The sequence below is a fragment of the Solirubrobacter deserti genome, from assembly GCF_027587175.1.
GTDB lineage: Bacteria > Actinomycetota > Thermoleophilia > Solirubrobacterales > Solirubrobacteraceae > Solirubrobacter > Solirubrobacter deserti.
In genome coordinates this window covers 19906-31136 of sequence record NZ_JAPCID010000050.1, presented here as the reverse complement: position 1 = coordinate 31136, position 11231 = coordinate 19906, and the positions used below count along the sequence as shown (strand labels likewise).

At 72.4% G+C, this 11231-nt stretch carries 13 protein-coding genes; 6 read left to right on the top strand and 7 right to left on the bottom strand.

Features of this window, described 5'->3' with window-relative positions; translation table 11 throughout:
* Positions 1-636, top strand: a complete 636-nt coding sequence (locus OJ962_RS26555) for a hypothetical protein (protein WP_202952470.1) — start codon at positions 1-3, stop codon at positions 634-636.
* On the opposite strand, the gene OJ962_RS26550 is transcribed toward OJ962_RS26555, so the two are convergent.
* A complete protein-coding gene (locus OJ962_RS26550) occupies positions 611-1381 on the bottom strand; it encodes a hypothetical protein (protein WP_202952469.1) in 771 nt (256 codons plus the stop codon). The genes OJ962_RS26555 and OJ962_RS26550 overlap by 26 nt on opposite strands.
* Before the next feature lie 120 nt (positions 1382-1501).
* Between OJ962_RS26550 and OJ962_RS26545 the strand changes: the two genes are divergently transcribed.
* Together OJ962_RS26545 and OJ962_RS26540 are read left to right on the top strand one after the other, a co-directional pair.
* Positions 1502-2251 carry an HAD-IIA family hydrolase gene (locus tag OJ962_RS26545; protein ID WP_202953348.1) on the top strand — a complete coding sequence of 250 codons (750 nt, stop codon included), beginning with the start codon at positions 1502-1504 and terminating at the stop codon, positions 2249-2251.
* Between the two features lie 72 nt (positions 2252-2323).
* Positions 2324-3046: a DedA family protein gene (locus OJ962_RS26540; protein ID WP_202952468.1), complete on the top strand. Its 723-nt coding sequence runs from the start codon at positions 2324-2326 to the stop codon at positions 3044-3046.
* On the opposite strand, the gene OJ962_RS26535 is transcribed toward OJ962_RS26540, so the two are convergent.
* The gene (locus OJ962_RS26535) at positions 2991-3359 is read right to left on the bottom strand and encodes an FKBP-type peptidyl-prolyl cis-trans isomerase (protein WP_202952467.1); all 369 of its coding nucleotides are present in this window, start codon (positions 3357-3359) and stop codon (positions 2991-2993) included. The genes OJ962_RS26540 and OJ962_RS26535 overlap by 56 nt on opposite strands.
* 39 nt (positions 3360-3398) lie before the next feature.
* Here OJ962_RS26535 and OJ962_RS26530 point away from each other — a divergent pair, with 39 nt between their 5' ends.
* The gene (locus OJ962_RS26530) at positions 3399-4343 is read left to right on the top strand and encodes an RDD family protein (RefSeq protein WP_202952466.1); all 945 of its coding nucleotides are present in this window, start codon (positions 3399-3401) and stop codon (positions 4341-4343) included.
* Positions 4344-4349: 6 nt separating this feature from the next.
* Here OJ962_RS26530 and OJ962_RS26525 read toward each other — a convergent pair whose 3' ends face one another.
* Entirely contained in the window at positions 4350-4901 is a 552-nt protein-coding gene (locus OJ962_RS26525; protein WP_202952465.1) for a superoxide dismutase family protein, read from the bottom strand.
* A gap of 23 nt (positions 4902-4924) precedes the next feature.
* Here OJ962_RS26525 and OJ962_RS26520 point away from each other — a divergent pair, with 23 nt between their 5' ends.
* A complete protein-coding gene (locus tag OJ962_RS26520) occupies positions 4925-6016 on the top strand; it encodes an amidohydrolase (protein WP_270006715.1) in 1092 nt (363 codons plus the stop codon).
* A complete protein-coding gene (locus tag OJ962_RS26515) occupies positions 6013-7035 on the top strand; it encodes an epoxide hydrolase family protein (protein ID WP_202952463.1) in 1023 nt (340 codons plus the stop codon). The genes OJ962_RS26520 and OJ962_RS26515 overlap by 4 nt, the downstream gene beginning before the upstream one ends.
* Here OJ962_RS26515 and greA read toward each other — a convergent pair.
* The 4 genes from greA to OJ962_RS26495 are packed head-to-tail and all read right to left on the bottom strand — an operon-like array spanning position 7025 to position 11164.
* The gene (gene greA, locus OJ962_RS26510; RefSeq protein ID WP_238930953.1) at positions 7025-7492 is read right to left on the bottom strand and encodes a transcription elongation factor GreA; all 468 of its coding nucleotides are present in this window, start codon (positions 7490-7492) and stop codon (positions 7025-7027) included. The two genes, OJ962_RS26515 and greA, sit on opposite strands and share 11 nt — an antisense overlap.
* A 10-nt stretch (positions 7493-7502) precedes the next feature.
* On the bottom strand, positions 7503-7742 hold the full coding sequence (locus OJ962_RS26505) for a hypothetical protein (RefSeq protein ID WP_202952462.1): 240 nt from the start codon (positions 7740-7742) through the stop codon (positions 7503-7505).
* Between the two features lie 30 nt (positions 7743-7772).
* A complete protein-coding gene (locus OJ962_RS26500; protein ID WP_202952461.1) occupies positions 7773-9332 on the bottom strand; it encodes a polymorphic toxin type 4 domain-containing protein in 1560 nt (519 codons plus the stop codon).
* Positions 9326-11164: a putative metal-binding motif-containing protein gene (locus tag OJ962_RS26495; RefSeq protein ID WP_202952460.1), complete on the bottom strand. Its 1839-nt coding sequence runs from the start codon at positions 11162-11164 to the stop codon at positions 9326-9328. The genes OJ962_RS26500 and OJ962_RS26495 overlap by 7 nt, the downstream gene beginning before the upstream one ends.
* Between the last annotated feature and the right edge of the window lie 67 nt (positions 11165-11231).

The following is an 11231-nucleotide window of genomic DNA, read 5'->3' as shown; positions in this document are numbered from 1 at the left end:
ATGAAGCGTCTCGGCCTCGCCCTGCTCGCGTGCCTCGCCTTCGCCGGCTGCGGCCAGGAGGAACTCGCGGTCGACCCGGCGGTCCGCGCCGCGACGTGGCGCTGGGACACGACCGTCGCCGCGCCCGACCAGCGCTGGATCCTCGCCGCGATCGACCAGGCCCGGCCGGAGGCGCGTCAGCTGATCGACGACGTCGACGGCATGGTGATCTTCGGCACCTACGCCCAGCCGGGCGCGTCCGAGACCGGGATGATGCGCCCGGTCGGCGACGGCGACTACCAGGTCGTCTTCAACCTCGCCTACCTCAACGGCGAGCGCAAGATCGACCGTGAGATGGTCGTCCTGCACGAGCTCGGCCACGTGATCGACGCCGCGCTCGTGGAGCCGGAGCTGCGCGACGAGCTCGCCGCCGCGCTCCCGCCCGTCGGGTCCTGCCTCTCTCCCGTCCACGGCGACTGCACCGTGCCCGAGGAGCGCTTCGCCGACACGTTCGCCAAGTGGGCGCTGCGCGGCGCGGTGTCCGTCACGGGCGCGGGCTACGGCGTGGCCACGCCCGCCTCGCTCGAGGACTGGGGCGCGCCGCTCGCGAACCTGGCGATCGAGATCGACGTCAGCGCTTCACGCGCAGCGTCTTAGTCACCGTCGTGCGCAGCGTGCCCTGCCGCAGCGTCGCCTTGACGGTGTAGCGGCCGGCGCGCAGCGTCTTCGCCGACAGCACGTTCAGGCTCACCCGCTTGCCCGGCAGGATCGCCGCCCGCGCGGAGCCGCGGCGCGTGCCGGTCGCGCCCTTGACCTCCACCGTCGCTCTGACCGCCGCGTTCGTGTTCCCGGTGGAGCGGACGGGCAGCAGCAGCTGGTCCTTGGACACCTTCGGGCTGCTCGCGCTCAACGCGTAGCGCTTGGTCGCGGCGTGGTAGCGCAGCGCGCCGACGAGCCGGTAGCCGGTGACGACGCCCTTGCGCTGCTCCAGGTCGGTGGGCAGCCCGACGACCTCGAGCGCGCCGTAGAGCGAGCCGCCGGCGGGCGCGCCCGCGAGCGCGACGTCGACCTCGCGCGTCTGGTTCGGCGCGAGCGTGAAGGCGCCTTCGCTGACCCGCACGCCGCCGAGCGTGGAGCGCCGGTTCGGCGCGACGTCACCGGACGAGGACACCGACCACGGCCGCGCCTTCACTTCGATCGTGAGCGCCTCCGGGCTGCGGTTGGCGATCGTGATGCGGTCGGTCGCCCCGGTGACCGCCTGGCGGTCGACCCGCAGGGGCGAGATCAGCAGCCCGCCCTGGCCGTCCGCGATCCGCGAGGTCTTGGCCGTGCCCGCCTGCGAGAGCACCCCGGCACCGATCGCCAGCGCGCCCACCGCCACAACTCCCGTCACCTTCAGCACTCGGATCCTCGCTCCACTCGCGTCCGTCACAGCCCTACCACGGTGGAACCCGCTCGTGACGCGATCGGAGCGGTCCGTAGTCTGTCCGCCGTGACCCGACGTGAGATCCGCTCGTGGCTGATGGACATGGACGGCGTGCTCGTGCACGAGGAGAACGCCATCCCCGGTGCCGACCGCTTCTTGAGCAACCTCCGCAAGCGCGAGGCGCCGTTCCTCGTGCTCACGAACAACTCGATCTACACGCCGCGGGACCTGTCCGCGCGGCTGCGGTCCAGCGGGTTGGACGTGCCGGAGCAGTTCATCTGGACCTCCGCGCTCGCCACCGCGCGTTTCCTGGAGGACCAGCGCCCGGGCGGGTCGGCGTTCGTGATCGGCGAGGCCGGGCTCACGACCGCGCTGCACGACGCGGGCTACACGCTGACCGAGCGCGAGCCGGACTACGTCGTGCTGGGTGAGACGCGCACGTACTCGTTCGAGCGGATCGCGCTCGCCATCCGCCTGATCGTCAACGGCGCGCGCTTCATCGCCACCAACCCGGACCCGACCGGCCCGTCACCCGACGGCCCGCTGCCCGCCACCGGCTCCGTCGCCGCGCTGATCACGCGCGCGACGAGCGTGGAGCCGTACTACGTCGGCAAGCCGAACCCGCTGATGATGCGCAGCGCGCTGAACGCCATCGACGCCCACTCGGAGACGACGGCGATGATCGGCGACCGCATGGACACCGACATCATCTCCGGGCTGGAGGCGGGGCTGGAGACGATCCTGGTGCTGACCGGCATCAGCACCGTCGAGTCCGCGGAGCGCTTCCCGTACCGGCCGTCGCGGATCGTGGACTCGGTCGCCGACCTGGCCGCGCTGCTCGAGTAGGGCCTCCCCTACCGTGACCGTCGTGTTGCCAGGGCTGGCCGCAAGCGGCGCGGGCGCGAATACTCACCTGTAGTGCTCGCCCGCCACCGCACCCCCGCTCTCGCTCTCGCCGGCGTGCTCGCGCTCGTCGCGCTCGTGCTGACGCTCACCGGCGTCGTGAAGATCCCGAGCGTCGAACCGCTGCTGGCCGACTTCGCGGACTCGCTCGGCGCCTGGACCTACGTGCTCGTCGCCGCGATGGCGTTCCTGGAGACGGGCGCGTTCGTCGGCTTCATCGCTCCGGGCGAGACCGTGATCGTGCTCGGCGGCGTCGTGTCCGCCGAGGGCGAGACGAACATCGTCGCGATGCTGCTCGTCGCGTGGCTGTTCGCGCTGCTGGGCGACGTCGCGTCCTTCCTGCTCGGCCGCAAGCTCGGGCGCCGCTTCCTGCTCAAGCACGGCCGCCGCTTCGCGATCACGCCGGAGCGGGTCGCGCGCGTGGACGCCTTCTACGCCCGCCACGGGGCCAAGGCGGTGCTGACGGGCCGCTTCGTCGGCATCATCCGTGCCGTCTCGCCGTTCCTCGCGGGCGCCTCGGGCCTGCGCCCGCGAGTGTTCGTCTTCTTCAGCCTGATCGGGACGCTCGTGTGGGCGAGCCTGTACACGCTGATGGGCTACCTGCTCAACTCCGCGGGCGAGGCCACCGACCTGCTGGCGAAGCTGACGCTGGGCGCGTTCGTGGTCGGCGTCGCCGCCTACTTCATCGCACGCCGATCAGGTCAACGACGAACACCAGCGTCTCGTCCGGCCCGATGACGCCGCCGGCGCCACGCTTGCCGTAGGCCATGTCCGGCGGGATGGTGATCCGCCGCCGGCCCCCGACCTTCATGCCGGCCACGCCCTCGTCCCAGCCGCGGATGACCTGGCCCTTGCCGAGCCCGAACTTGAACGTGTCGCCGCGGTCCCACGACGCGTCGAACTGCTGGCCGGTCTTCCAGGACACGCCGACGTAGTGGACCTCGACGGTAGAGCCCGCCGTGGCCTCCTGGCCGTCGCCGACCGTGATGTCCTCGAGCTCGAGCTGGTAGGAGGGTGAACCCTCCGGAATGGTCACCTCAGGCTTGCTCATGCCCGTCACCTTCGCAGGTCGACCCTTTACGATGGGGTCATGTCGTCGCCTCGGTATGGCAGCTGGGGAGCACGCGTAGGAGCCGCGATCCTCGACGCGCTGATGGTCATCGCCGTCTGGCTCGCGCTGCTGGCGACGGTCGGGATCGGCGCCGTGCTCGTCGGCGCTGCGCTGCAGGGCATCGCCACCGGGCTGCTGCTGATGCTCGCGGGCGGCGTCTACTACGTCGGCACCATGACCCGGCCGGGCGACCGCAACGGGCAGACGCTCGGCAAGCAGGTCTCAGGGCTGCGCGTGGTGCGCGACGACGGCAAGCCGATCGCGATCGGGACGGTCCTGGCCCGCGAGGTCCTGTTCAAGGGCTTCGCCTGGTGGTTCACGGCCGGCATCGTCTGGATCGTGGACGTGCTGTGGCCGCTCGGCGAGCGCAAGCGCCGCGCGCTGCACGACCTCGTCGTGCGCACCCACGTGCTCGACGTCACGCCGCCCAAGCCTCAGCTGACGTGGGCGCGGCCGATGCCGCGGCTGGTCCCGCCGCTCGCACGCCACGTGCAGGCGGCCTACGCCCTGCGCGGGCGCATCACGCAGCTGGACGCGTCGCTCGGCCCGGACATCGACGTGATCGTGCGCGCGCTGGAGGCGTCGGCCGGGCGGGCGCAGATGCTGTGGGACGCGCTGTCGGAGACGCCGCCGCACGTGATCGAGCAGCGCGTCGAGGAGACCGCGCGCGCCGGCAAGGCCGAGCTGCTGGCCGCGCTGCGCGAGCAGCACACGGTCGCGCGGCGGATGGAGAAGCAGCTCGAGCACTACCGCGACGAGTTCGAGCGCGTGATCGTCGAGCTCAACACCATTCGCGGGCACCTGGTGAGCGCGACGGCGTCCACCGACGCCGACAACCGCGAGCGGCTCGCGGTCACCGTCCGCGAGCTGCGCGATCACACCAGCGCGCTCGCGGACGGGGCGTTCGAGGCCTACACGCGCTAGACCGGCTCAGCGGACCACGCCGCAGGCGACGCGGGCGCCGGAGTCACCGGTGTTGAGCGTCTCCGCGTCCGGCTCGCCGTAGCGGTCCGGGATGTTGGCGAAGTTGTCCGGGCCCGCGTGGACCATCAGGGCGCTGCCGTCGGCGTCACGCAGCTGCTGAAGCGTGAAGCGATCGGTCTCGAAGGCGGCCGAGGCGGAGCCGTCGGCGTTCACGAGCAGCGGCGGCAGGTCGCCGGCGTGGGCGCCGTGGGCCTGGCCGGGCGCGCTGAAGTGGCCGCCCGCGGACGTGAAGGACGGACCCTCGCACTTGCCGACGGCGTGCACGTGGAAGCCGTGGAAGCCGGGCGTGATGCCGGTGACGCGGCCGGCGACCGTGACCTTGCCGCGGAACTGCACGAGCGTCACCTTGCCGACGCGTTTGCCGGTCCCGTCGACCAGCGTCGCCGTCGCCTTCTTCGTGTGGCCCTTGTGGCGGTCGTCGCCGCCGGCGATCGCGACGCCGGCCGCGACGGTGCTCAGCACGACGCCGAGCACGAGCGTTGCTCGTAGTGTTCGCATGCGTGAGGCCTACCCACGAGCAAGTGATCGCATGGCGGCGCCATCTGCACCGCCATCCCGAGGTCAGCTTCCACGAGCACGAGACGTCGGCGTTCGTCGCGCAGACGCTCGGCGAGCTCGGCGTCGAGGTCTCGCGGCCGACCGAGACGAGCGTGCTCGGCCGGCTCGCCGGCACCGAGCCCGGGCCGGTGGTGGCGTTGCGCGCGGACATCGACGCGCTGCCGATCACCGAGGAGAGCGGCGTCGAGTTCGCCCCCGAGCGGCCGGGCGCCATGCACGCCTGCGGGCACGACGGGCATACGGCGATGCTGCTCGGCGCGGCCGCGACGCTGGCCGCCGAGGGCGTTCCGCGCGGCGAGGTGCGGTTCATCTTCCAGCACGGCGAGGAGCTCGCACCCGGCGGCGCGCGGGAGCTGATCGCGGCGGGCGTGATGGAGGGCGTGGACTTCGTCTACGGCTGCCATCTGTGGACGCCGCTCGAGTACGGGAAGGTCGCCGCGGTGCCGGGCGACTGGATGGCCGCGGCGGACTTCTTCGAGCTGCGCGTGACCGGGCGCGGCGGGCACGCCGGGCTCCCGCACACGGCGGTGGACACCGTCGCGTGTGCGGCCGAGCTCGTCGGCGCGCTGCAGCACATCGTCTCCCGGCGGCTCGATCCGCTCGCGGCCGCGGTCGTGACGGTCGGGTCCTTCCACGCCGGCGATGCGCCGAACGTGATCCCGGGCGAAGCCGTGCTGCGCGGCACGGCGCGCTCGTTCGACCCGGACGTGCGCGCGCTGATCCCGAAGCTGATCGAGGAGATCGGGCACGGCGTCTGCGCCGCGCACCGCGCCGACTTCGAGCTCGACTTCGTCTACGGGTACGCGCCCGTGGTCAACGACGCGGCAGCGGTCGAGCTCGTCCGTTCGGTCGCGGCCGAGGAGCTCGCGGACCTCGCGCCGATCATGGGCGGCGACGACTTCTCCGCCTACCTCGCCGAGGCGCCCGGCTGCTACGCGTTCATCGGCGCCGGGGGCGCCTTCCCGCATCATCACCCGCGGTTCGTGATCGACGAGCGTGCGCTCGCGATCGGGACGCGGATGCACGTCGACGTCGCACGAAAGGTCCTTGGATGAACCGAGTCCCCGATGAAGTGCTCGACGATCTGCGTCGTCGCCTGGACGCGACGCGCTGGCCCGACGACGGGCCCGGCGGCTTCGCGCTGAGCGCCGCGCGCGAGCTCGCCGCCTACTGGCGCGACGGCTACGACTGGCGCGCCGCCGAGGAGGAACTGCTCGGCTTCACGCACGAGCACGTCGAAGGCGTGCACTGCATCGTCGAGGGCGAGGGCCCGCCGCTGCTGCTGCTGCACGGGTGGCCTTCGACCGTGTGGGAGTTCCACCGCGTGATCCCGCAGCTGCGCGAGCACTTCCGGCTGGTCGTGCCTTCGCTTCCCGGCTATGGCTGGTCGCCTGGCCGCGCGGGCACGGCGGACATGGGCGACGCGTTCCACAAGGTGATGGGCGCGCTCGGCCACGACTCCTACCTGGTCGCCGGCGGAGACTGGGGCGCGCACATCGGCTGCCACATGGGCTGGGCGTATCCCGACGCCGTCCGCGCGCTGCACCTGAACATGCTGCCGATCCGCAACCCCGCCACGTTCCCGGAGTGGGCGAGCGAGGCCCGCGAGGCGCTGGCGGAGTGGACGCGCGAGGAGGCCGGCTACACGGCGATCCAGGGCACCAAGCCGCAGACGCTCGCCTACGGGCTGTTCGACTCCCCCGTCGGGCTGATGAGCTGGATCGCGGAGAAGTTCGAGTCCTGGACCGACGAGCGCGGTGTCTCCCGCGACGACGTGCTCACCACCGTGATGATCTACTGGGTGACCGGGACGATCGGCACCTCGTTCTGGCCCTACTACGCGCGCCTGCACGGCGGGTTCACGCTCGACCAGGTCATCGAGCGCAACGAGCAGATCCGCGTGCCGCTGACGTTCCTGGACTTCCCGAAGGAGATCGTGCACGTCCCGCGCGAGGTCGCCGAGCTCGCGTTCGCGGACATCGAGCGCTGGGAGGCGCCGAGCTACGGCGGGCACTTCCCCGCGTTGGAAGCGCCCGACGTGCTCGTTGAGAGCTTGGTGAAGTTCAGCCGATAGCGACGATCTTCAGCTCGCGGGCGCCGCGCGGCGTCTCGAGCTTGACCGTGTCGCCCACGCGCGCGCCGAGCAGCGCCTTGCCGACGGGCGAGTCCATCGAGAGCTTGCCCTCGGCCGGCGCGGCCTCCGGCGGGGAGACGAGCGTGTAGCTCTGCTGCTTGCCGGACTTGACGTCTTCGACGTCCACCTTGTTGCCGAACCCGACCGAGTCCGTGGAGGTCGCGACCTCGCGCACTTCGGCGTTGAGCAGCTGCTCCCGGATGCGCAGGATCTTCGTCTCCAGGTGCGCCTGGTCGTTCTTGGCGTCGTGGTACTCGGAGTTCTCCTTGAGATCGCCCCACTCGCGCGCGGTCTTGATGCGGTCCGCGATCTCCTTGCGAGCCACCGTCTCCAGGTGCTCGAGCTCGGCCTGCAGCGCCTGCTGGGCCTCGGCGGTCATGACAACACGTTCGCTCAAGCGCAACATTCTAGTCCTCAGGGGCAAAGCAGCGACGCCACTCACCGTGGTCGCAGACGGTCATCAGCGCGTCCGCGACGCGCGCGCGCAGCATGAAGTCACCCGTGTCGCAGACGAAGGTGATCGTGCTCGCGCTGCGCGTCATCGTGATCGGCGGACTGCCGCCCTCGGCGAGCACGGTCTCCAGCTGGGCCCACAGCGTGGGCGGTTGCTCTTGCAGGATCGAGATGCGGTGTACGGCGGGCTCCATGCCGCGCATCGTACACGAACATACGTTCGCTCACTTCAGCCATCCGTCCGCCTCCATCACGGCCGTGGCGACGTCCCAGGCGTCGGCGGCCACCCGAGTGGGATCGTCCCGCCCGACCGTGATCGACGCGCCGTAGGCGCGCAGGCTCTTGCCGTCGCGCACGAGCGTCACCTCGTACTCGATCGACGCCAGGCGCAGCGTCCCCGGATGCGACCGCGTGACGGTCGTGAGGATCACCTCGACGCCGTCGGCTCGCTGGCCGTACAGCCCCGCGATGTGATCCTCGACGCCCAGCCGCTGCAGCTCCTGGTTGACCTTGGGCGGCGCGTAGCGGATGCCCGCCGCGCTCTCGGTCCCGAGGTTGTTGCCGCGGCTGTGCGCGCGCTCCCAGCCCTTCAGATCGACCTCGACCGACGGCGGCAGCAGCCGCTCGAGGTACTTGCGGCCGAGCGGCGGCCCCACCGGCCCGCGGATGATCGTCGCGCCGTCCGGCCCCACCGTCTCCGCCAGCACCGCGCCGCCGCCCTTCGAGGCCGGCCAGGACCCGGGGGGCGACGGGACGCCTGGCCCGCCTGCGCTCGCGAAGGCGAGCCCGTCGCCGGGCACGCCGTCCGAAATCATGCGCACGAGCGCCTCCGCCTCCTCGAACAACGGGTCCAGCGCCGCCCATACCGGCCGGAAGCTCCTCGCCAGATACGGGCGCGCTCGCGCGGCGGCGCGCGCCAGCTCCCGTAGCGCCCGCGCGATGACCTCGACCGCCGCGAGCAGCCCGCGCCCCGCTCGGCCGAGCCGACCCACGGCGGCGACGCCCGCGTGGACCAGCGGCGCGAGGCCATCCGACACGGCGGCGAGGACGATCTCGACCGCGATCGTGCCCGCGATCCGGCCGAGCTGCCCCCCCAGCACGGGCCAGTCCTGCTCGGCCACCTCGAACGCGCCCGACACCGCCTCGCGGCCGAGCCGGTTCGCCATCCCGGCGGCGCCCGTGGTCAGCTGGTCGCCGAGGGACTGCAGCACGCGCACCGCTTCGACCGGATTCTTGAGCACGTCGTCCAGGGCGTGCCGCAGCGCGGCGTCGAGCAGCGCGGCCCGCACCGCGACGGTCTGCGCCTGCGCGAGCACACGCGCCCGGTCGCAGGTCATCACCTCCACCCCGGAGGTGATGACCCACTGCGTGAGTCGGCGGTTGAGGTCGGCGCCGAGGAGCATGACCTCGAACAGGTCCGTCACCGGGCTGACGAGCCCGTGCGCGAAGCCCTTGTTCCAGCCGAACTGGAAGCGCAGGAGGTTGCTGGGGCTGGAGAACAGCTCGGGCAGCCGCGCGCCGAGCCGGCTTGCGCGCTGTGCGTGCAGTTCCTCCGCCACGAGCTGATCGCGCGCGCCGTCCAGGAAGGCGAGCACGAACGCCGCGGTGACCGCCGAGCCGCCGCCGCCCAGCGCGCGGGTCGTCGCGCGGTTGCCGGCGGTCCGCTGCAGCGCGAGCACGGCCGACGGCGAGAGCCCGCGCGAGAGCGGCGCAGCTGCGGGTCCGGCGCCCCGCGACGGCGCCTCGGGCGCCGCCGCAGGTTGCCGCGCGGGGTTCGTCAACACGCGCTCGGCTTCGTCGCGCCCGGTGCCAGGCAGCGCTCGGTGCGCTTGGGCACCGCACCCGCACGCAGCACGAAGCTCACCACGAGACCGATCGCCTCCCGCGGCTGCGCCGTAATCTCGATCCGCGTCCCCGCCGGAAGCCGGCGCGCCCCGAACGGCTTGCGCACGACCAGCGTGCCGGCCCGCGCGGCCGTGTGGCGGCGGCTCTTGTACGGACAGACGCCGCGCTTGCGGCTTGCGCACGACACCGTCACCACCGTCCCGCGCGGGAGGTCGGTGAGCTCCAGGCGCAGCACGTTCGAGCGCGGATCGCGCGCGGCCCACTGCACCGGCATGCGCACGTACGAGCGCAGCACCGGCCACGGCTCGGGCGAGCCGCTGCAGTCCTCGTCCGCGGCGTCGCCCGGGGCGTCGCGGGCGCCCGGGTTGACGGTGGCGTCGGCGTCGTCGCAGTCCTGCGGGACGTTGTAGCCGTCCTCGTCACGGTCACGGCTGGGCGGCGGAGGCGGCGGCGCCGGCGGCGCCTGCGTGTCGACGCCGTCGCAGTTCTCGTCGCGCCCGTTGGCGGGGACCTCCGGCGCGGACGGGTGCACCGCCGGATCGGCGTCGTCGCAGTCCTGGCCGGCGCGGAAGCCGTCCCGGTCGAGGTCGGCGGTGATCGTCCACGTGCGCGTGGCCGGCGTGGGATCGCGATGGCCCGCGACGTCCACGGCCCGGACCTCGAGCGTGTGCGGACCATCGGCGAGGCCGCTCAACGTCAGCTTGGCCGCGCACGCCGCGAACGGCGCCGTGTCCAGGCGGCACTCGAAGCGCCCGGCCTCGCTGCTGGCGAACTCGAAGTACGCGTCGGTCTGGCTGGTCTCGATGCCGTGGCCGTGCCCGACCGGGATCGCCGTCTCCGGCGGCGTCGTGTCGACGCGGAACGTGTGCCGGGCGACCCGCACGTTGCCGTACGCGTCCTCGGCCGCCACCTCGAAGACGTGCTCGCCGTCGGCGATGCGTTCGGCCCGGTGCGTGCGCTGGCTCAGGCTCGTGCACGCGTCGTACGGGTCCGCGTCGATGCGGCAACGGACCGCCGCCGCCTCCTTGTCGTCGTAGGCGAAGACGACCTCAGCGGTGCCGGTCGCCGACAGCGCCGGCCCGCGGACGATGCTCACGGCCGGCGGTGTGCGGTCGACGAGGTACGTCTGACTCGACACGCGGGAGTTGCCTGCCGCGTCGGACGCCGTCGCGGTCACGACCACCGAGGGCGCGTCGAAGCCGATGAACTCGGCGTCGAACGGCGGGTGCGGATCGGTGATGGTGCGGTCGCCGACCGCGAACGTCACGCTGACGGCTCCGGAGTTGTCGCTCGCCGTCGCGGTGAAGCGCCACGGCTGCGACGCCAGCCGGTCACCCGGCGCCTGGGGCGCCAGCTCCACGTCTGGCGCCCCGGTGTCGGTGAACCGGGCGATGACGTCGAGCGTTGACTCCTCCCCGCCGTCGGTGTGGCAGTAGCCGTCCGAGCGCACGACGCATCCGCTCCAGGAGTTGAACGTCCATCCGGCCTTGGCGGCCGCGCGCATCCGGACAGCGGTCGGCTCGTCCTGGCAGGTTCGGTCATCCTCCGGGCCGGTGCACACGTGCACGGTGGAGAGGGGGGCCGTGCAGGTGATCCCGCAGTTCAGGACCCGACTCCACGAGCCGCCGCCCCTGGGCGAGTACACGTAGGCGTCACCGGTGATCGTGCCGGCTCCGGGCGGGTCGGACCGCACGGTGATGGTCCCGGCACGCGCGGTCGCGTTCAAGGACAGCAGGAGCAACACGGCGATGACGGGAAGGCGGCGAAGCATCCGGCGACCGTAAGGACGGCTTTTGGCGAAGTCACTGGACCCCCCCACCTAGGGTTTCATTGGACTC